This window comes from Bradyrhizobium sp. HKCCYLS1011 (assembly GCF_051167795.1).
GTDB lineage: Bacteria > Pseudomonadota > Alphaproteobacteria > Rhizobiales > Xanthobacteraceae > Bradyrhizobium.
On sequence record NZ_JBNPTT010000001.1, the window covers coordinates 567,080 to 586,526 of the forward strand.

The following is a 19,447-nucleotide window of genomic DNA, read 5'->3' on the forward strand; positions in this document are numbered from 1 at the left end:
TAGCATCGCGTATCTAGTGGGGCAATGTGACGCACCGTTTTCGGTGATATGAATGGGCGAAAAAGCGACCGCTCAATCAACAACAATTCCGTGATGCGCATGCGCCTATGATCGACTTCAAATGCCGTTTTGTGACGAAGCGATCGCCGTCCGAGATGTCGACGAGCGGGGGACTTCGACAAGTCGACGGAAGACCGGACGGCGATCCTCGTGTATCAGACGGGATCGTCAACTTCCCTCCCATGCCTCGCGATGCTCGTATTGTTCTGCCTTTTGCTGCTTGGCTGTGCGTGTCTGGCGCTAGCCTGGATCGATTTTCGCGCGGGGATCATTCCTGACGCGATCAATCTCGCAATCGCTGTCCTTGGAGCTGCGCGCGCCGCGGCTCTGGGTGGATGGTCGGGCCTGGCCCAGGCCGCCGCCGAGGGCATCGTCATCGGCGCTCTGATCTGGCTGCTGCGCCGGCTCTATTTCATGCTGCGCGGCCTGCAGGGGCTCGGGCTCGGCGACGTGAAGCTGCTTGCGGCCTCGGCCCTCTGGGTGGGAGCGGAGGGAATCCCGACCCAGCTGCTCGTTGCTTCCGTCGCCGCCCTGCTCGCCGCGGCCGGCCTCCAACTGGGCGGCCAGGCGATGACGCGGCAAACGGCGCTGCCGTTCGGGCCGTTTCTGGCGCTCGGCCTGCTGGTCACGTTGGCGCTGCAGCAGACCGACTGGCTTAACGGGCTCTACTGAGGCTAGCGCTGCCGCCGGCGGCGCTGGATCGGATCGGCCTCGTCGTCGATGAAGGCATTCTCCGCCTGGACCGGGCCGGCGACCGAGGTCGCGGCGCCCTCGACGCCCGGCTCCGGAAGGCTGATCACGACGGTCTGCTGATCGCGCTCGAGCGCGACCTCGCGCCCCTGGACCGACCGCAAGCGCCAGCCCTGGAACTCTTCGCCGACACGCAGACGCAGCGCCGTTCGCGTGCTCTGATCGACGAAGATGCCGAAGCTCTGGTCGGCGCCGATGATGGTGCCGACCAGCGACAGCTGCGGCCGCTCGACCCGCGGCGGCTTCGGCGGCGGTGGCGGCGCGCGGACGACCGCAACGGGTGCTTCGGGAGGCGGCGGCGGTCGTCGCGAGGCGGAAAAGATCGGCCGCTCGCGCGTGTTCGACAAGGTCGCCAGCGGAATGGCCCAGAGCGGATTGGCGCTGACGGCACGTTCAGCCGCCGCCGGCTGCGGCCGAACCGGCGCCGTTGCTGATGCTGATGCTGGCGCCGAAGCCGATGGAGGATCCCAGACCGAAGGTGTCGCCGGCCCGTCCGCCTGCCGCGTGGGATCAAGCTCCAGCTCGGAGTCGGAGGCCGAGACCGATAGCGCCGTGCGCGATGCCGAAAGGCTGAGCGCGGCGGCGAGCAGCAGCACCAGTCTTGGCTTTCCTCGGAGCATCATCCGGCCTTCCCTCATTTCGCGCCCTGCCATTGTCCGGAGACGGCGACCAGGATCCGCAGCTTGCCCTCACCTGTATTGGCCAGGTTCGAGGGCGACTGCACCACCAGCTGATCGATAAACAGGAACGGCATGCCCGCCTCGATATCATACAGCAGCCGCTGCAGTCCGGGTTGATCGATGTCGCAGCTCGCGATCATGGTGATGAAACCGGTCTTGGACTGAGTCCCCTGCAGATCGATCTGGGAGGACTGCACGTTGCCGCCCAGCCTAGTGATCGCGCCGGTGACGCGTTGAAGCAACGCAGCGCCGGCCACGGTGACGGTAGCACCTTCCAGGAATGGCGACCCCGATGGTGCCGCGACATCGCCGCTGCGTCCGCGCGCAAAGGCCGGTTTGCGCCCTTCAAGCTGCTCGAGCATGGCCGTCGTTGCGGCAACGCTGGCACGACGCCCCACCAGGTCGGTCACGGAACTCGCGACGACGAACAGGAAGAAGAGCATCACGCCAAAATAGGCCATCGCGGCGGGCCAGGGCCGCGCCAGGACTTTCGCAAGCGTTGCGTTCTGGTTCATGAGCCCGACCCGAAATACGGCGTGATATGCGCTTCGATATGAAAACGCTCGCCCGGATCTTCCGCCGCGCGGGTGGTCGGCGCAAAGAAGGTGGCGCGGGTGAATTGCGGCGATTGCTCCAGCAGACGGATCAGCGACGGCGCATCCTGCGTCAAGCCGACCACCTGCATCTTGTCGCCCTCGATCCGCAGCTCCGTCGTGTAGGTGCTGTCGGGCAGCGCGCGCGACAGCGCTTCGAGCACCATGACGCTCGAGGCCGAACTCCGCTTGCGCTGGGCCAGCAACAGTTCGGCGGAACTCGTCCCCTGGTTGAGGCGCAGCGCCGCGCGGCGCTGGTTGAGCCGCTGTTGCACGTCCTGGAGTTCGGTATCGAGCCTCGCGCCGAGATAGGCGGAGACCGCGAAACTCGCGGCGGCCGCAACGCCGCCGCCGATCAGTAGTCCGCGCAACAGCCTAGGAATGCTGATGGCGAAGCGGCCGGCCTGCGCGAGCCGTGTATTGAACAGGCGAATGGTCGTTCCCGCTGTCTCGTCCGCCGGTACCGTGACAACGCCGGAGATCGATGCTGCGCCGAGCCCTGCCGCGAGATCGACCAGCGGCTGAATTTTTGCGCGCGCGGTCGCAGCCAGCATCAGCACGATGCGATCGTGGGAGCCCGGCTGCGGCGGGGTCAGACCATAGACAGCTTCACCTGCTGCCCACGGCGTCAGCCGATCGATCTGGGCCCGAACCATGCCATCGAGGAAATCGGCCGCCTGTTTCGGGAAATCGACTTCGCGGAACAACACCTGATCCGGCCGCATCTGGACCTCGACGACGCTGCTGCGGAGCGCTGCGCGCCATTGTGGCGACAACGGCGGCTCAGGACGTCCATGTGGTGTCAGCCGGAATGAGACGGGGCGAAGCCCCGCGCCCTTCGCCACCGAACCGAGCCGCGCCGTGAAACTGTCGTCATCGATTTCCTGCAGGACCACCCGGCGCCGCGATGCCAGGCGATCCATGACCGCCTCAACAGCCGCCGCCACGGCTGCGATCCAGGTTGCGAACAGCTCTTTCAGTTCCGCCAGCATCGCACTCACAACTCCCGTCCGCCGATGGTACCGATCCCGTCGCGCCACGCCAGCACGCGGTAGGGATTACCTGCGCTCTTTAAGCCAATCACGACTTCCGAGGCCGTCTGCCAGTTGTCCTTCTGAAGCCGGATCAGGATACGGTAGACATCGCATTTGTCCTGGCTGGCGCTGGCCTTGGCCTCGCCGAGCGCCCGCGCGATGGCCTGGGGATCGTTGCCCAGACTATCGCGATCGGCGAGAAACTGCTTGAGGATCAGCGGCGTCATGCCGGGCAGCGCGGCAATCACCTCCGGCTTGGCGTTGATCACGTCCACGCCGGCCGAGCCGCTGAACACCGTCACGAACGGAAGCGCCCGCTCGACCAGCGCCGGAGGCAGCCCGAGCACGAGCGCGAGTTCATTGATATGGGCGAAGGGCGCCTGGCGCGGACCGTAGGAGCGACCAGCGGCGCGGTAGAGCGCATCCTCTCCACCTGCGGCACTGCCGGGTGCAGCGCGGGTCCGCCATCCGACGATCCGGTCGGCGTAGTCCTTTGCATTCTCCGGCGGGGCGCCAAGCACGGTCATCAGGCCGGACAGGAGCTCCTTGGGCGCATTGTTGAGATCGATGCGGGCGGTTTCCGAGGTGAAACTGACGGACATCTCGGCCCCGTTCAGCCTGGCATGGAAGGCGCCGTGCGCCGGCGGGCTCTCGCCGGATGATGCCAGCTTATAGGCGGTCAATTCCACGGCCGCCGACACCAGCGCTTGCGCCTGCAGCGCATTGTCGTTGACGGCAATGGCGCGCGCCGAGTTGGCCAGAAAGGCGGAGAAAATGGTCGCGAGCGCGGCGAGCGCGGCAAGGATCCACAACACGGCGACGAGCACGAAGCCGCGCTCGGCGCGATGGCGATGACAGGCGGCAACGCTGGTTGGGCGCACCATCACGAGCCTCCCTGCTTGGCGGCGGCGCCCGTCGTCGTCTTGCCGTCGTCAGTCGCCTTCTTGTCCTTGTCTGACTTGCCGCCATCCTCCGACAAGCCGCCTGACGCGGGTGCCTCGACATGAATCGGCGTGACCGTTGACACCGCGAGAACGCGCTCGCTGGCCGCGTCGCGAACGGTGAGCCTGATCGCGGACGGCAATCGGTCGTTCTCATGCCAGCTGTCGCGGAACACGCGATCGACGCCAGCATAGGCGAAGGACAGGCGGAACGGCGGCGTCAGCAGCACGACGGGATCGCGGGTATGGATGGCCTCGGAGAGCGAGGCGCCCTGGGGGAGCGGGGCAAATGACGCGCGGGAGCGGACCATCACCAGCCGGCCTGCGTCCACGGTCTCCGCAATCCTGACGACGTCGAGACCAGGACCGGCATTCGGGCCAATTGCCGTGCGCACGAAGGTGACAGCCAACGCCGAGCCATCGAACAGCGGCTTACGGACATCGCGCGAGGGCGAGACAAATTCCGCCGCGGCAAGATCCGCCGCCATGCGCTGCATCGCGATGCCGACCAGCTCACTGCGCTGGACGCGATCGACACCCCTGTTCCAGTTCGGCAGCCATTGTGCGGTGACCGTGGCCAGCGCCGACAACACCAGCCCGATCAACGCGAGCGCTACCAGCGCCTCGATCAGGCTGAATCCCCGCTCGCCGGGGCGCTCGGCAGGATGGTCGACGTTCCAGCTCATTGCTTCGGCTTCGGCATCAGACGAACGGTCTCGAGCGTGATCATTCCACCGGCCGGACCACGGACCCGCACTTTGACCAGCTCGGGAATCCAATTCACATCATCCTTGTCCACGATCCAGTCATCGCCGACCGGACCGATGTCGATCTGCCAGCGCGCATCGCCGGTGCGGCCGTTCAGGGTGCCGGGGGCAAGCGCGCTGCGCTGCGGGATCGCCGTCGCAAGCACGGTTTGCGCCGACTGCACCAGGGCGACATGGTTCTCCAGCGCGCGCACGCCGCGGGCATTGGTCGACATCACCTGCCCGATCGCGACGATCGAGACGGCGACGATCGCAAGTGCGATCAGCACCTCGATGATCGTGAAGCCGGCATCAGGCCGGTCAATTGGCGAGCGGGACACGGGACGAAATCTCAACTCTGCCGGTCAGCCAGTTGACGCGAACCTCGTAGGTCGTATCGAGCCGGCTGAGGGCGATTGCACCGCCGCAGGACATACCGTCCGCGAAGAAGCTGATGGTGGAGAGCGCCGCGCGGTTGCGGCAGGTCTGCGGCAGGATGGCATCGAAGCGGACGTCGTCGGGAATGCGCAGCGTCTCGCGGCTTGCGCCCGAGCGGATGGCACGCGCATGCGGGTCGACCAGGGTCGCCACGTCCCGCTGGCGCCGGATCGCAGCGCTGCGGTCGATCTTCAGCAGCGTGGCCGCCTGAAGCGCATAGGCCTGCAGCCGTGCGCGCGACGTCTGGCGCGGCACAAAGGGCAGCAGCACGGCCGCGACCAGAGCGATGAGCGCGAGCACGCACACCATCTCCAGCAGTGTGAAACCGTGCTGATCAGCCTTCGTCATGGTCGTTCAATTCGTCGCCGAAGCAGTGAGGTGATCAAGCGAGAGATCGGCCGCTGTGCCGGTGCCGCCCTCCTGGCCGTCGGAGCCGAGCGAGACGATGTCATAGGGGCCGTGTTCGCCCGGCGCGCGATAGATGTAAGCGTGGTTCCAGGGGTCGTTGGGCAGGCTGCCGCCCTTCAGATACGGCCCGTTCCAGGCTCCGCCTCCGGTCGGCCGCACCAGCGCGGCAAGGCCTTCCGCCGAGGACGGATAGCGGCCGGTGTCGAGATTGTAGAGATCGAGCGCGCTGGCGAAGCTCTGCATCTGGATCTTCGCCGCCTTGACCTTGGACTCGCTCAGATAGTTCAGCACGCGCGGGCCGATCAGCCCCATGATCAGGCCGATGATGGTGATCACCACCAGCATCTCGACCAGCGTGAAGCCCGCTTCTCCCGCACGCGCCTTTGCGCCCTTCTTGGTGCCGTATCGCTTCAGCCATCCGGCAGAGTTCTGTTTCGACATTGCCTTCCCCTTCATCCCACGAGCTGGGTAACCGACAGAAGCGCGGTCATCACCGAGACGATCAATCCGCCGACGACCGTGCTGATCGTAATGATCGCGAGCGGGCCGATGATGGCCACGACGCGATCGAGGCTGCGCTGCAGCTTGGCCTCGTAGAACTCCGCAACACGGCCCGCGAGCGCCGGCAGCTGGCCGGTCTCCTCGCCAAGCCGCAGCATTCGCACCGCCATCGGCGGCAGGCTGCTGCCGGCCGACAGGGCGTCCGAGAGCTTGCCGCCATGTCTCACCCGCTCTGCCGCGGCCGACCATGCCGCCACGTTTCCGGTGACGGCCATGATGTCAATCAGAATGCGCAAGGTCGCCGTCAGGCTGACGCCGCTGGCGAGCAGAACGCCAAGGTTCCGGCAGAACAGGCTGGTCCGGTAGAACTGAAAGATGCCGGCGATCCCCGGAACGCGTGCGATCGCGCCGACGATCGCCACCCGGGTGGCGGGTCTTCGCAGCAGCCACCAGACCGTGGCGATCACCGCTGCAGTCCCGAGCAAGAGCTCCGTGGCATTGGCACGCATCGCGTCCGACAGGCCGATGAAGAAGCCGAGCGCAGTATCGGACTTGCCGCCGAAATCCTGCAGCACGGAGGAGAATTGCGGCAGCACGACCAGAATGAAGAACAGCATCACGCCGATGGCTGCGATCAGCACAAAGACAGGATATTGCATGGCATCGGTCAGCTTGCGGCGCGTCTGCTCGGCGCGGGCACGCTCCGCACCGAGGGCTTCCAGCACCTGATCGAGCGTGCCGGAGACTTCGCCGACGCGGACCAGCGCCACATACATCGCCGGGAACAGCTCCGGATGCCCGGCAACCGCGTCCGCAAAACTTTCGCCGCTCAACAACGAGGCCCGCAACTTGGCGACCACGGGACGAAGCCGGCCGACATCGGCATCTCCGGCAAGCAGTTCGAGCGCGTCATCGAGACGCGCACCCGCGCGAAGCAGCAGCGCCAGGTCCCGGGTAAAGGTGGTGACCTCGGCGGCGCTCGGCCGGTTGAGCAGGCCGAAGCCTGCGGAAGAAGATGGCTTCTTATCCTCGATCGTCTCGATCGGCAGCAACCGCAGATATTCGATCCGTGCCGCAACCTCACGCGCGCTCGGCGCCGAGAGCGTGCCGTGGACGATCTCGCCGTTTTGCGTGAGCGCGCGATAGCGGAAATTGGGCACGGTTCACCTCAGCGCGCAGTCGTGACCCGGAGGATTTCGGACGGGGACGTCAGCCCTGCGCGGCACTTGGCGAGACCGTCGTCGAGCATGGTCGTCATGCCGGCCCGAATGGCCGCCTGGTCGATCTTGTGACCGTCGGTCTTCTCTCCGATCAGGCCGCGCAGCTCATTGTCGACCTCGAGCACTTCGAACACGCCGAGCCGTCCGCGATAGCCGGTGCCGCCACAACGCTCGCAGCCGCGCGGATGGTAGGTGATTTCGCCGAGCCGCAAGCCCAAGGCGGGAAGCCGCGGATCCTCCGCAAAATCCGCCTCCGTCAGCGGCTGTGCTGTCTTGCAGCGCTCGCAGAGCTGCCGGACCAGGCGCTGTGCGATCACCGCCCGCAAGGTCGAGCGCAACAGATAGGCCTCGACGCCGAGATCAAGCAGGCGCGGCAGCGCCGCGGCGGCGGTCTCGGTGTGCAGCGTGGTTAGCACCAAGTGGCCGGTCAGCGCCGCGTGCACCGCGACATGGGCGGTCTCGGCATCGCGGACCTCGCCGACCATGATCACATCCGGATCCTGACGCACGAATGAGCGTAGCGCTGTTGCAAAGGTCAGCCCGATCGCCGGCTTGACTTGGGACTGATTGACGCCGGGAATTTCATATTCGACCGGATCCTCGATCGTCAGGATCTTGCGGCTCGGCTCGTTGAGGATCGACAGGATGGTGGCGAGCGTCGTGGTCTTGCCGCTGCCAGTCGGCCCGGTGATGACGATCATGCCGTGCGGCAGCTTGAGCAGCCGGCGCAGCTTGACCTCGTCGGGTGGCGAAAAGCCGAGCTTGTCGACCACCAGCAGCCCGCGATCCTTGGGCAGGATGCGAATGACGGCGGATTCGCCGTGCTGCGCCGGCATGATGGCAACGCGGATGTCGATATCGGTACGGCCGATCCGCAGCCGGGCCGCGCCGTCCTGCGGCAATCGCCGCTCGGCAATGTTGAGGCTGGCGATGATCTTGATGCGCGAAATGACGGCTTGCGGCAGCACGCCGGCGGGCGCGGGCACCGGCCGCAACAAGCCGTCGATTCGCAGACGCACAACAAGGCCGCTCTGGAACGGCTCGATATGAATGTCGCTCGCCCGGAGCTCGACGGCCTTTTCCAAGAGATCGTTGACAGCGCGGACGACGGGAGCGCCGCTGGCGAGGTCGCGCAGGCTTTCGATGTCGTCTTCGCGAAGCTGCGGCAGCCCCTCGGACTCGCCCTGCCCTACCTCATTGCCATCGTCGGCAAGCCGCCGGTCCAGCACGATCGACAGATCTTCGAAGGATGCGACCTTGAGGGCGAAATCAGTTCCCAGCACAATCTCGGCCGCACGTCTGGCGGCCTGATCAGTCGGATCCGCAATCGCGAGAACAACGGAGCCACCGGCCGATCGATATGGAAACAGCAGAGTCTCCCGCAGGAAGCGCTGCGAGAAAGGTGCGACCAGCGGCTCGGCGGCCAGAAGTTCTTGCAATGCAACACGGTCAAGGCCGTAGAACCGGGCCGCCTCCTCGGCGAACTCATTGGCCGACAGGTCGGTCAATTCCCATAGTTTTACCGACGGATTTCCACCCGCGCCGGCATCGTCAGCCGCAGCTGCCGCCTTGAGGTGTCGCATCCGGCGAAGATGCTCGACAAACGGCAATGGCTGATGACCGGTCATGCGTTTTTCCAGTCGCACTGCGTGGTGTGAGCGGGTGCGGCGCGGGCAGTCTATCAGCCGCGGATCGCCGGAGCCACGCTTATCAATGGCGAATGTGACGCCCGTACGAAACCGATCGGTTCCGCCACCGCAATGCGGGAAAGCCACACTGGCACTTGATCCGTGCCATGGGACTGCGCTCTAATGAATCTGTCTAATGACTCTGTCATATTGCCGCGCTAGGCATTCGGCACTCCACGGCTCGCCTTCGCGCCGCTGGGGGGAAGCGCGTTTTTTGAGTTGGGGATCGGCTAAAAGTATGGTGCGTGTCGGCAATCAGCGCCGGTCCCAGGCGACCACGGACTCTCTCTGTTTCAGAGCTCTCACGATCGCGGCTGTGTTGGGTGTCCTGACGCTGCTGGCTGCTTGTAATTCGGCGACCGTCGGCACGGTGGCGCCGGGCGATGTCGATCCGCTCGACAAGATTCGCTCGCTCGACATCATGCCGCGTCAGGCGGAGGGTGTGGGCGGCTCTCAGAACGCCGCGGCTCAGCGTAACAGCCGCGCTGCCGTCTACGAGGGCACCGAGGTCAACGATATCGGCGACGTGCCGCCGCGCCCGGTCGCAAACGGCGGCGGCTATGACCTCAACTTCGAAAACACGCCCGTCGGCACCGTGGCCAAGGTGGTGCTCGGCGATATCCTCGGCACCGGCTATACCATCGATCCGCGCGTGCAGGGGACGGTCAGCCTGGTCTCGGTCCGCCCGGTGCCGAAATCGGACATCGTCTTCGTGCTGGAGAATGCGTTGCGTCTGAGCGGCGTGGTGCTGATCCACGATTCCACCGGCTATCGATTGACGCCGCTCGGCGATGCCGTCGGAGCCGGCCGGGTCGATTCGGCAGCGGCGACCCCGGAGCCCGGCTACGGCGTCTCAGTGGTCCCGCTGCAGTATGTATCGGCGCCAACGATCCTGAAGCTGATGGACTCCTTCGCCACCAAGCCGGGCAGCGTACGCGCCGATTCCACCCGCAACCTGCTCCTGATCCAGGGCACCGGCGCGGAGCGTCGCAATGCGGTCGAGACCGCGATGAGCTTCGACGTCGATTGGATGCGCGGCCAGTCGGTCGGAATCTATCCGCTCAACAACAGCGCACCCGAGCCGCTGATCGCCGAGCTCGAAAAGATCATGGATTCCGGCGAGGCCGGGCTGAGCCAGGGCGTGGTCAAATTCCAGGCCGTGGCCCGGATGAACGCGGTGATGGTGGTCAGCCGCAAGCCGGCGCTGCTGCAGACCGCGGCGAACTGGATCAGACGGCTCGACCGCGAGGACTCGGCCCGGAACAGCGTCCGCGTCTATCAGGTCAAGTATGGCGAGGCCAAGCAGATCGCGCGCGTGCTCAACGACATGTTCGTGGGCAGCTCCTCCTCGTCCTCGCTCGACAGCGCCGACAATCAGCTGGCACCCGGCTCGGGATCGACCTCGTCGTCGAGCGCGGCGGAGCGGCTGTCTCTGAACACGAACTCGTCGTCATCCTCGCAGCCGAGCGGCTTCGGCTCGCGGCAGTCCGGCGCTTCCGGAGGCGGCATGTCAGGCTTCAGCCCCTCGCCCTCGGCAAGCGCCAACCAGGCCAGCGCGAGCGGGAGTGGCGGCGCCCTCGACAGCCGCAGCGGGACGGGCGGCAACGGACAGCCCCTGCTGCAGGGCGTCCGTATCACGGCCGACGTGGTCAACAACTCGCTGCTGATTTATGCCGATCAAGCCAACTACAAGATCATCGAGGCGACGCTCCAGCAGCTCGATCAGCCGCCGCTGCAGGTCGCCATCGACGCGACCATCGCGGAAGTCACGCTGACCAACGAACTCAGCTACGGAGTTCAGTTCTATATTACCAGCAAGCAGAACTCGCTTCTGAATACGCAGTCGACCTCGGCTCCGACGACGACAACGACCACTGATACGGCCACCGGCGCGGTGTCGACGGTCACAAACGCCCTGATCAATCGCGCCTTCCCCGGCTTCAACTTCCTGATCGGATCGGAGTCGAACCCGAAGGCCATTCTGGATGCGCTGCACGCGGTCACCAGCGTCAAGGTCCTGTCGAACCCCTCGCTGGTCGTGATCAACAATCAGGCCGCGACCTTGCAGGTCGGCGACGTCGTCCCGGTATCGACCGGCAGCGCCACGGTGCTCAGCTCCAGCAACACGGTCGTCAACACCATCGACTATCGCAACACCGGTATCATCCTGCGGGTGTCGCCGCGCATCAATGCCAACGGAGGTGTTCGACTGGATGTCGAACAGGAGATCAGCAACGTCTCACCGACGAGCAGTTCGACTTTGACGCCGACCGTTTCCGAGCGGCGGGTCAAGAGCTCGATCTCTGTGACCTCAGGCCAGACCGTCCTGCTCGCGGGCCTGATCAGCGAGCAGCAGAACGGCAGCCGCAACGGCATTCCGGTCCTGGATGAGATTCCCTATTTTGGTGATGCCTTCGGCGCCCAGGACAAGAAGGGCACGCGCACCGAGCTGATCATCTTCATCCGGCCCCAGATCATTCGCAACGGCACTGATGCCCATCATATTGCCGAGGAGCTGCGGTCGAAGCTGCGCGGCAGCGTCGGAGCGAGCACCAACGATCTCAACATGCATACGGTTCGCTGACATGCCCGGGACCAACCGCCGCCTCGCCGCATTGCTTGTCGGCCTGTTTGCTTTCGCATGGGCCTTCGGCTCGATCGCGCCGGCGCGGGCCGATAGCGTGTCGCGCGCGACCGCCGCCTACTCCCGCGGCGATTATCTGACGGCGGTCCGGCTCCTGACCCCGCTGGCATTGCGCGGCGACGCCAAGGCGCAATCGTTTCTCGGCTTCATGTATGAGAACGGCTATGGTGCACCGCAGGCCTATGTGGCCGCTGCCGACCTCTACATGCAGGCGGCGATCTGCGGCAATCCGTTCGGTCAGGTCATGCTCGGCCTGATGTACGACAAGGGTCATGGCGTCCCGCAGGACTTCGTGCTGGCCTATAAGTGGCTCAACCTCGGCGCGGCCCGCGCCGCGCGGCGCGATCGCGACTATTACTTGCGGCTGCGCAACGCGGTGGCGTTCAAGATGTCCGCCGCGCAGATCGCCGAAGGGCAGCACCTTGCCCTGGCGTGGGTGCCGGGTCAGCCCTGATCCAAGCGACCGCCTGGTCCTCCGATTGAGGTGTCGATGAGCACCGTTCCCTCGGTGGTAACGGACGATGCGGCGATGCGTCGTTGACGCGCGTGTGACGCTTTTGCCAACTCCACATGAGAGTTTCTGTCGACATAAGCGGCGTTTCATACCCGCGACGCGCAAACGTTACCGAACTATCAAAGCCTCGAAACAATCCGAAACATAATCGGCGGGCGTCGGCGATTGCCCCACTTTTGGTTGCGGCCGACTCGGGAGAGAGGCTCATGAGACGAACGAGATCAAAAATCAGGATGGCTGTGGGGCTCGCCTTTGGCGTCGCCTTGCTCACTACAGGTTCCCAATCCGCCTCGGCAGCGTGCCGGCTCAATTCGCCGGGCGGCCAGATCAAGCATGTCGTCAACATCGTGTTCGACAACGTGCATCTGCGTCGCGACAATCCCAACGTTCCATCGGATCTGGAGCAGATGCCAAACCTGCTCAATTTCCTGCAGAACAACGGCACGATCTCGGGCAATCACCACACCCCGCTGATCTCGCACACCGCGCATGACATCGTGACCGCGCTGACCGGCGTCTATGGCGACCGCAACGGCATTCCGGTGTCCAACAGCTACGGCTTCTTCAAGGCCGACGGCAGCGTCGGCTTCAGCAGCTCGTTCCTGTACTGGACTGCCGCAGGTGGCGACGGCAAGCCGCAGATGCTTGACGAGCGCGGCAAGACCGCGCCCGCGCCTTGGGTGCCGTTCACCCGCGCAGGCTGCGATGTCGGCGCCTTCTCGGTGGCCAATATCGAGTTCGAGCGTGTGCCTGACGACGTGACCACCTTCTACGGCGCGGGCAGCCCGACTGATGTCGCGGTGCGCCAGCAGCTCGCGTCCACAAGTGCCACCGTCAGGCAGCAGCCGACGACGGATTATCTCGGCATTGCGGTTCATTGCGGCCTCAACAGCCCGCTCTGCAACAATGGCTTTGCCGCCAATGACCCGCTGCCGGACGAGCCCGGCGGATACGCCGGGTTCAAGGGACTGTTCGGCAATATCAACGTGCAGCCGGTGATCTCGCCGAGCGGCGCGATCAAGGATCTCGACGGCAATGTGATCGCCGACCAGTTCGGCCGCCCGGGCTTCCCGAACGCGTTCAGTCCGCTGGCCACGCAGTCGCTCGGCTACGCGGCCACCATGCTCGAGGCCGGCGTCCAGGTTATCTACGTCTATATCGCCGACGCCCATGACAACCGCTTTGGCTCCGGCACCTTCGGTCCGGGCGAAGCCGGCTATGTGACGCAGCTGAAGGCCTACGATACCGCCTTCGGCAAGTTCTTCGCGCGCCTGGCGGCCGACGGAATCACCAAGGAGAACACGCTGTTCACCGTCACCCCCGACGAGAACGACCATTTTGTCGGCGGCGCGCCGACGCCGGCGAATTGCGATGGCGTCAATATCCCGTGCACTTACGCGGCCGGCCAGAAGGGCGAGATCAACGTCACGCTCAATCGCCTGCTGCTGACCCAGCGGGCCAATGCAACGACGTTCTCGGTTCACTCCGATGATGCGCCGACGATCTACATCAACGGCAACCCGGCCCCCGCCGACACCGTGGTCCGCACCATGGAGCACGATCTCGACGCGCTGGTTGCCACCAACCCGATGACAGGCGCGATCGATAAGCTGTCCAGCCTGCAGGCCGATCAGGCCGAGATGAAGCTCCTGCACATGGTGACGTCGAGTGCCGCGCGCACGCCGACGCTCACGATGTTCGGCAACGAGAACTACTTCTTCGCCACCGGCAGCGGCGGCGCATGCGCCACCCAGTCCGACTGTGTCTTCGTCGGTCCGAACTTCGCCTGGAACCATGGCGACTATCAGAAGGACATCACGCGGACCTGGGTCGCGATGGTCGGCCCCGGGGTGCGGCAGCTCGGCCGGCACGACTCCGACTTCACCGACCACGCCGATATCAGGCCGACACTGATAGCCCTGGTCGGGCTCACGGACGACTACGTTTCCGAGGGCCGCGTCATTGCCGAGTGGATCCAGGACCGCGCATTGCCGCAGGGCATTCGCGGCCGCACGGAGGCGTTCACTGAGCTTGCCGAGGTCTACAAGCAGCTCAATGCTCCGGTCGGCCAGCTTGGCCGCGCCAGCCTCGTCTGGTCGAACGGCGCGGTCACCGGCACCGACAAGTCCTATGCGCGGTATCTGAAGCGGATCGCCGATGTCACGGCTCGCCGTGACAGCCTGGCCGCCGCCATCAAGACCGCGCTGAACGACGCCGCGTTCCGCAATCGACCGGTCGATCTGGGGACCGCAATTGACCTCGGCGTGCGCGCCCGCATCCTGATCGAGGAGGTCAAGGCCGAAGCCACCATCGGTCGCGCCTTCACGAACTGACTCTGAGGCTGCGGCCCTCATGTTGGCGAGCCCGCCGGCTTCGACCGGCGGGCTCGTTTGCGTCCCAATCCTGGGGACAACCGTCGCGCGGCGCGTTGCCGGCGCTTGCTGCACCCGGAGCAAAGGAGAACACTTCGCCCTTGCGATTCGTGCGCGGGGGCGCCTCATGCAGAGCCGGGATCAAGGGTTCGACTACGAACGCTACCGAAGATTGTTGGCGCAGGCGGTCGACGAACCGAAGCGGCTGGCGCTGATCAGGCTGTTGATCGAGGAACGCGCCAAGGACCGGCTGGCCACAGTGCGGGCCGCCGAACAAAACGCAATGACTGGCGCCCCGACACGCTATAGCTCCCGCCTGTAGCCTGCTGCACCAATCGATCTCGCTCTCCGGCTTGGCCCGTGCAGCCTGACGGCCTAATCGAGCCCGCGCTCGTGGCTGAGGCGAACCATCTCGTCGATGAATATCTGCTTCTGCTTGTCGTCCAGGCTCGTATAGAGCGGCTCGGATGAATCGGCGACGTTGCGCTGGTCAGCGGCGCGATCGACCAGGAACTGGGCCTCGTTGCGCATCTGCTCGACGATGTCGTCAGGCGGGTCGCGCTTGGCGCGGGCAATCCGCAGGTTCAGGCGGTCGGCGCCGTTGTGGCCGAGATAGTGCATCGCGCTGGCGAACGGCCCCCAGTTCTTTTCCTGATCCGGCGTCAGATTGAGCTCCTTCTTGATGCGCTCGATATTGGCGTCGCTGTTGGCGACGATCTGCTCGCCGGTGAGCTGCGGTACGCCTTCCTGCGTCAGCATGGCTGGCGCTTTCGCCATCTTGGTACTCTTGTTCGGGCCCTTATTGGCGCTCTTGGCGGCCTTCGCGGCTTTCGCCTTGTCCGCCTCGCTGGCCTCAGGCGCTGGCTGGGCACTCTGGTTGGTGTTGCCAGTCTGGCTATTGCTGCCAGCGAAGGTTCCGGTGACGCCGGTGACGACGCCGACCACGCCGCCGATCGCGCCGCCTAGCACGCCCCCGACCGGGCCGGCCGCCTTGTTGCCCTCGCGCGCCCCCTGCTCGACGCCCTTGAACAGGCCTTGCGCGTCAACATGACGCGGCAAGCTCAGTGCGCAGCACGTGAGTAGCGCTGTCCCTACTGCAATGCACAGCCGCCACCGGTTGCGCATCGTCGACACAGGGAGGGTCATGGGCAGGCTCCGTTGGTCACTCGGCTAAATGGCAGTCGTCTCGATCGCAGTGGACCGATTCGAACTTTATCGGCGTCGCCGCTCAGAAGTCCATCTTTCGCGCCGCGCCGCGTTGCCGCGCCTGGCGCGAGAACCCAAGGTCTTGGACAGGAAACGCGCCCAGGAATTGCTGCTGATGTGCGACGCGAAATCGCGCCGCACCAATGCCGCCGCCGCCCGTCGTCTTCGACTTTCGGAGCAAGCCATCAGTTCAAGAATGTCCCCTCACCTCGTTTCTCGACAGCCGCAGGCAATTCTGCTCTGATTGCTGTTAGCGAAATCCCCGCAAGGCGATCGGCCTGCGACGCAACACAACAACAAACGGGATGCGCTCAAACAGAATCCGATTGGCCTATCCAGGGAGGAACGCCATGTCACGGAGGAAGCTGACCCGCCGACAATTTGTTGCTGCCACAGCGCTCACGACGACTGCACTGGTCGCCGCACCTTACGTGCGCGGCGCACATGCTGCAGGCAAGGTCTCGATCGGTTTCTGGGACCATTGGGTTCCAGGCGCCAACGACGCCTCGACTGCTCTCGTCAACGAATGGGCGGCGAAAGAGAAGGTCGAGGTCTCGATCGACTACATCACCAGCAACAACAAGAAGCTGGAGCTGACGGTTGCGGCCGAGGCCCAGGCCAAGTCCGGCCACGACATTCTGCAGATGCCGACCTGGTGGCCGCACGCCTATGCCGAGAATCTCGAGCCCGTCAGCGATGTGATGGAGCCGGTCATCAAGCAGAACGGCGACGTCAACGGCACGGTCAAGTATCTCGGGCAGCGCGATGGCAAGTGGCTCGCGGTTCCCGCGACGGTCGGCAGCCAGATCAAGGGGCCGTGCTCCCGCATCGATCTCATGAAGAAATATGCCGGGATCGACGTGCAGGAGATGTATCCCGCAGGCAGCCCTCCGAAGGCTGACAACTGGACCATGGAGACGTTCCTGAAGGCGGCCGAGGCCTGCCACAAGGGCGGATACCCGTTCGGCATCGGGCTCGGCGAGACCACGGACAGCGTCGACACCGCCGGCGCGATCTTCCAGGCATTCGGCGCCGAGCTCGTCAATGCCAAGGGCGACGTGACGGTCAAGACCGACGAGGTGCGGCAGGCGCTCGAATTCTACAAGAAACTGATCGCGGTGCTGCCGCCGGACGCCCCCTCCTGGGACGATGCTTCGAACAACAAGTGGCTGATCTCGGGCAAGGGCGCGATGATCTTGAATCCGCCGAGCGCCTGGGCGGTGGCCAAACGCGATGCGCCGCAGATTGCCGAGCAATGCTGGACGCACGGCTTCCCTGCCGGTCCAAAGGGGCGCTTCGCGCCGTTTCTGCCCTACTTCTGGGGCGTCTGGAGCTTTGGCAAGAACAAGGAGGCTGCCAAGAGTCTCCTCACCTATCTGTCGCAGCCGTCCTCGATCGAGAAGTTCGTGGCGGCCAGCGGCGGCTATGATCTGCCGGCCTATGCCAATATGACGAAGCTCAAGACCTGGGCCGAGGAAGGGCCGCCGAAGGGCACGCTCTTTCACTATCCGGACCCGTACAATCAACAGACGATGTCGATTGCAGCCTCGCCCGCCCCGCCTAAGATCGCACAGCAGATCTATTTCCAGGCGACGCTAACCAAGCTGGCGCTGCGTTATGCGCAAGGCCAGAAGCTGGAAGACGCGCTGGCCTGGGCTGAGGGCGAGTGCGAAGGCTTCATGCGCAGCTGATGCTCCCATGCCTGGCGACGGCCGGCCGAAAGGCAGGCCGTCGCACGCAATCTCACCATTGCTCCGCCAGCGCACCTGGTTGGCCCAGGTGAAAGGACATCCGCTCATGGTTGACGCCGCCTTTGAGCAGCCTCGTATCGCCCAGCCGGCACGCAGGCCCCGTCGCGCAAGCCTTCACTACGCGCTCAAGCGAAAGTCGACGGCGGCATTTCTGATGACATTGCCGCTGATCCTCCTGATCGCCGCCCTTGTGCTCTACCCGGCGCTCTATTCGATCCATCTCGCGACGCTGAACAAGTCGATGCAGAAGTTCGTCGGCTTCGGCAATTTCACCTTCCTGTTCAAGCGCGAAACCTTCTGGATGGTGGTGAAGCAGTCCTGCATCTTCGCCATCACGGCCGTCATCTTCAAAGCGCTGATCGGATTCATCGTCGCGCATTTCGTGCACAACATCCCGGCCAAGGGACAGCGCAAATGGCGCGGCATGCTGCTCGTACCCTGGGTGATTCCGCCCGCGATGAGCACGCTGGCCTGGCTGTGGCTGTTCGACCCCTCCTACAGTGCATTCAACTACACGCTCTCATTCTTCGGCATCGGTCCGATCCCCTGGCTCGGCGACACGTTCTGGGCGCGCTTCTCCGTCATTCTCGTCAACGTCTGGTACGGCGCACCATTCTTCATGATCATGTACCTGGCCTCGCTGAAATCCGTACCCGACCAGCTCTACGAGGCCGCCGCCATCGACGGCGCCAACTGGTGGCAGCGGATCTGGTACGTGACCTTGCCGATGATGCGCAACATCATCGCCATCACCACGCTGTTTTCGCTGATCGTCACCTTCGCCAACTTCGACATCGTGCGCATCCTGACATCAGGCGGCCCGCTGGATACGACCCATCTGTTTGCCACCTGGGCGTTCCAGGTCGGGATCCAGAGCAGCGACATCCCGCTCGGCGCCAGCGTGTCGCTGTTCATGGTGCCGATCCTCGCGGTGGCAGCGATCTTCATCCTGCGTGACGTCTCCAAGCGAGGGAACGAATCCTGATGAGCACGCTTGCGATCGACAAAGCGGGTCCGACCCGGAAGATCAAATATGGCAGCGTCAGTCGCGACCGCGCTTGGGCGCTGCGCTGGTCCTATTTCTTCCTGGTGCTGTTCGCGATCTTCTCGCTGGTGCCGCCGTTTTACATGCTGATCACCTCGCTCAAGAGCAGCGCGGAGATCTCGGCTGCGACCAATCCCTGGTGGGTCTTTCACCCGACGCTGTCGAACTACGTCGAGCTTCTGACCTCCAACCAGTTTCTGCGCTTCTTCTGGAATTCGACAATCGTTTCTGTCGTGGTGGTGATCGTTACCATGCTGATCAGCATTCCCGCGGCCTTCGCGCTGGCGCGGATGAAGTTCTGGGGCTCGGCGACGCTGGCGACGGGCGTGTTTCTCACCTACCTGATCCCGGACAGCCTGTTGTTCATCCCGCTGTTCAAGATGCTCGCGGTGGTCCAGGACCTGACCGGCATCACCTTGCTCAACAGATGGTATGTGCTGCTGTTCGTCTACCCGACGCTGACCGTGCCGTTCTGCACCTGGATCATGATCGGCTATTTCGCCTCGATCCCCAAGGAACTCGACGAGGCCGCCATCATCGATGGCGCGTCCTGGCTGCAGACCCTGACGCGGATCTTCATCCCGGTCGCCCTGCCCGGGCTGATCGCCGCGACGATCTTCGCGTTCACGGTCTCCTGGGCGCAATTCCTCTATCCGCTGGTGTTCACCACATCCATCGACCAACTTGTGCTCCCGGTGGGCATCACCACGACGCTGATCAAGGGCGACGTCTTCAACTGGGGACAGATCATGACGGGCGCGCTGCTCGGCGCTGCGCCGCCGCTGATCATCTACGCGTTCCTGATGGACTACTACATTGCCGGGCTGACCGCCGGCGCCACGAAGGGTTGAGCACC

The 19,447-nt window shown here is 64.7% G+C and carries 20 protein-coding genes; 9 read left to right on the plus strand and 11 right to left on the minus strand.

Annotation, left to right across the window (positions count from 1 at the left end):
• Window positions 1-252 precede the first annotated feature (252 nt).
• Window positions 253-732: a prepilin peptidase gene (locus tag ACQR1W_RS02620; protein ID WP_434849348.1), complete on the plus strand. Its 480-nt coding sequence runs from the start codon at window positions 253-255 to the stop codon at window positions 730-732.
• 2 nt (window positions 733-734) lie between these two features.
• Here ACQR1W_RS02620 and ACQR1W_RS02625 read toward each other — a convergent pair whose 3' ends face one another.
• The 10 genes from ACQR1W_RS02625 to ACQR1W_RS02670 are packed head-to-tail and all read right to left on the minus strand — an operon-like array spanning window position 735 to window position 8,999.
• Complete coding sequence (locus ACQR1W_RS02625) at window positions 735-1,433, minus strand: hypothetical protein (protein ID WP_434849349.1); 699 nt, start codon at window positions 1,431-1,433, stop codon at window positions 735-737.
• Between the two features lie 11 nt (window positions 1,434-1,444).
• The gene (gene gspM / locus ACQR1W_RS02630; protein WP_434849350.1) at window positions 1,445-2,005 is read right to left on the minus strand and encodes a type II secretion system protein GspM; all 561 of its coding nucleotides are present in this window, start codon (window positions 2,003-2,005) and stop codon (window positions 1,445-1,447) included.
• Complete coding sequence (locus ACQR1W_RS02635) at window positions 2,002-3,075, minus strand: PilN domain-containing protein (RefSeq protein WP_434849710.1); 1,074 nt, start codon at window positions 3,073-3,075, stop codon at window positions 2,002-2,004. Before ACQR1W_RS02635 ends, gspM begins: the two co-directional genes overlap by 4 nt.
• 5 nt (window positions 3,076-3,080) lie before the next feature.
• A complete protein-coding gene (locus ACQR1W_RS02640) occupies window positions 3,081-4,001 on the minus strand; it encodes a general secretion pathway protein GspK (RefSeq protein WP_434849351.1) in 921 nt (306 codons plus the stop codon).
• Window positions 4,001-4,744 (minus strand): PulJ/GspJ family protein, encoded by a 744-nt coding sequence (locus tag ACQR1W_RS02645; protein WP_434849352.1) that lies wholly within the window; start codon window positions 4,742-4,744, stop codon window positions 4,001-4,003. Before ACQR1W_RS02645 ends, ACQR1W_RS02640 begins: the two co-directional genes overlap by 1 nt.
• A complete protein-coding gene (locus ACQR1W_RS02650) occupies window positions 4,741-5,145 on the minus strand; it encodes a PulJ/GspJ family protein (protein ID WP_434849353.1) in 405 nt (134 codons plus the stop codon). Before ACQR1W_RS02650 ends, ACQR1W_RS02645 begins: the two co-directional genes overlap by 4 nt.
• Window positions 5,126-5,590, minus strand: a complete 465-nt coding sequence (locus ACQR1W_RS02655) for a pilus assembly FimT family protein (RefSeq protein WP_434849354.1) — start codon at window positions 5,588-5,590, stop codon at window positions 5,126-5,128. Before ACQR1W_RS02655 ends, ACQR1W_RS02650 begins: the two co-directional genes overlap by 20 nt.
• Before the next feature lie 6 nt (window positions 5,591-5,596).
• Entirely contained in the window at window positions 5,597-6,091 is a 495-nt protein-coding gene (gene gspG, locus ACQR1W_RS02660) for a type II secretion system major pseudopilin GspG (RefSeq protein ID WP_434849355.1), read from the minus strand.
• 11 nt (window positions 6,092-6,102) lie between these two features.
• Window positions 6,103-7,311 carry a type II secretion system F family protein gene (locus ACQR1W_RS02665; protein ID WP_434849356.1) on the minus strand — a complete coding sequence of 403 codons (1,209 nt, stop codon included), beginning with the start codon at window positions 7,309-7,311 and terminating at the stop codon, window positions 6,103-6,105.
• An 8-nt stretch (window positions 7,312-7,319) separates the two neighbouring features.
• Window positions 7,320-8,999 carry a GspE/PulE family protein gene (locus ACQR1W_RS02670; protein WP_434849357.1) on the minus strand — a complete coding sequence of 560 codons (1,680 nt, stop codon included), beginning with the start codon at window positions 8,997-8,999 and terminating at the stop codon, window positions 7,320-7,322.
• A 298-nt stretch (window positions 9,000-9,297) separates the two neighbouring features.
• On the opposite strand from ACQR1W_RS02670, the gene gspD reads away from it, so the two are divergent.
• From gspD to ACQR1W_RS02690, 4 genes are all read left to right on the plus strand, one after another.
• On the plus strand, window positions 9,298-11,643 hold the full coding sequence (gene gspD, locus ACQR1W_RS02675) for a type II secretion system secretin GspD (RefSeq protein WP_434849358.1): 2,346 nt from the start codon (window positions 9,298-9,300) through the stop codon (window positions 11,641-11,643).
• 1 nt (window position 11,644) lies between these two features.
• Window positions 11,645-12,157 (plus strand): tetratricopeptide repeat protein, encoded by a 513-nt coding sequence (locus tag ACQR1W_RS02680; protein ID WP_434849359.1) that lies wholly within the window; start codon window positions 11,645-11,647, stop codon window positions 12,155-12,157.
• A gap of 266 nt (window positions 12,158-12,423) precedes the next feature.
• Window positions 12,424-14,550, plus strand: a complete 2,127-nt coding sequence (locus ACQR1W_RS02685) for a hypothetical protein (protein ID WP_434849360.1) — start codon at window positions 12,424-12,426, stop codon at window positions 14,548-14,550.
• Window positions 14,551-14,716: 166 nt separating this feature from the next.
• Entirely contained in the window at window positions 14,717-14,911 is a 195-nt protein-coding gene (locus ACQR1W_RS02690; protein WP_434849361.1) for a hypothetical protein, read from the plus strand.
• A 53-nt stretch (window positions 14,912-14,964) separates the two neighbouring features.
• On the opposite strand, the gene ACQR1W_RS02695 is transcribed toward ACQR1W_RS02690, so the two are convergent.
• A complete protein-coding gene (locus ACQR1W_RS02695; RefSeq protein ID WP_434849362.1) occupies window positions 14,965-15,735 on the minus strand; it encodes a Spy/CpxP family protein refolding chaperone in 771 nt (256 codons plus the stop codon).
• A 28-nt stretch (window positions 15,736-15,763) separates the two neighbouring features.
• Here ACQR1W_RS02695 and ACQR1W_RS02700 point away from each other — a divergent pair, with 28 nt between their 5' ends.
• The 4 genes from ACQR1W_RS02700 to ACQR1W_RS02715 all read left to right on the plus strand — a co-directional run bounded on the left by ACQR1W_RS02700 (window position 15,764) and on the right by ACQR1W_RS02715 (window position 19,442).
• On the plus strand, window positions 15,764-16,039 hold the full coding sequence (locus ACQR1W_RS02700) for a hypothetical protein (protein WP_434849363.1): 276 nt from the start codon (window positions 15,764-15,766) through the stop codon (window positions 16,037-16,039).
• A gap of 106 nt (window positions 16,040-16,145) precedes the next feature.
• Window positions 16,146-17,486 carry an ABC transporter substrate-binding protein gene (locus ACQR1W_RS02705; protein ID WP_434849364.1) on the plus strand — a complete coding sequence of 447 codons (1,341 nt, stop codon included), beginning with the start codon at window positions 16,146-16,148 and terminating at the stop codon, window positions 17,484-17,486.
• Between the two features lie 106 nt (window positions 17,487-17,592).
• Window positions 17,593-18,531, plus strand: coding sequence for a carbohydrate ABC transporter permease (locus ACQR1W_RS02710; protein ID WP_008969021.1), 939 nt, complete (start codon window positions 17,593-17,595; stop codon window positions 18,529-18,531).
• Window positions 18,531-19,442: a carbohydrate ABC transporter permease gene (locus ACQR1W_RS02715; protein WP_434849365.1), complete on the plus strand. Its 912-nt coding sequence runs from the start codon at window positions 18,531-18,533 to the stop codon at window positions 19,440-19,442. Before ACQR1W_RS02710 ends, ACQR1W_RS02715 begins: the two co-directional genes overlap by 1 nt.
• Window positions 19,443-19,447: the final 5 nt, after the last annotated feature.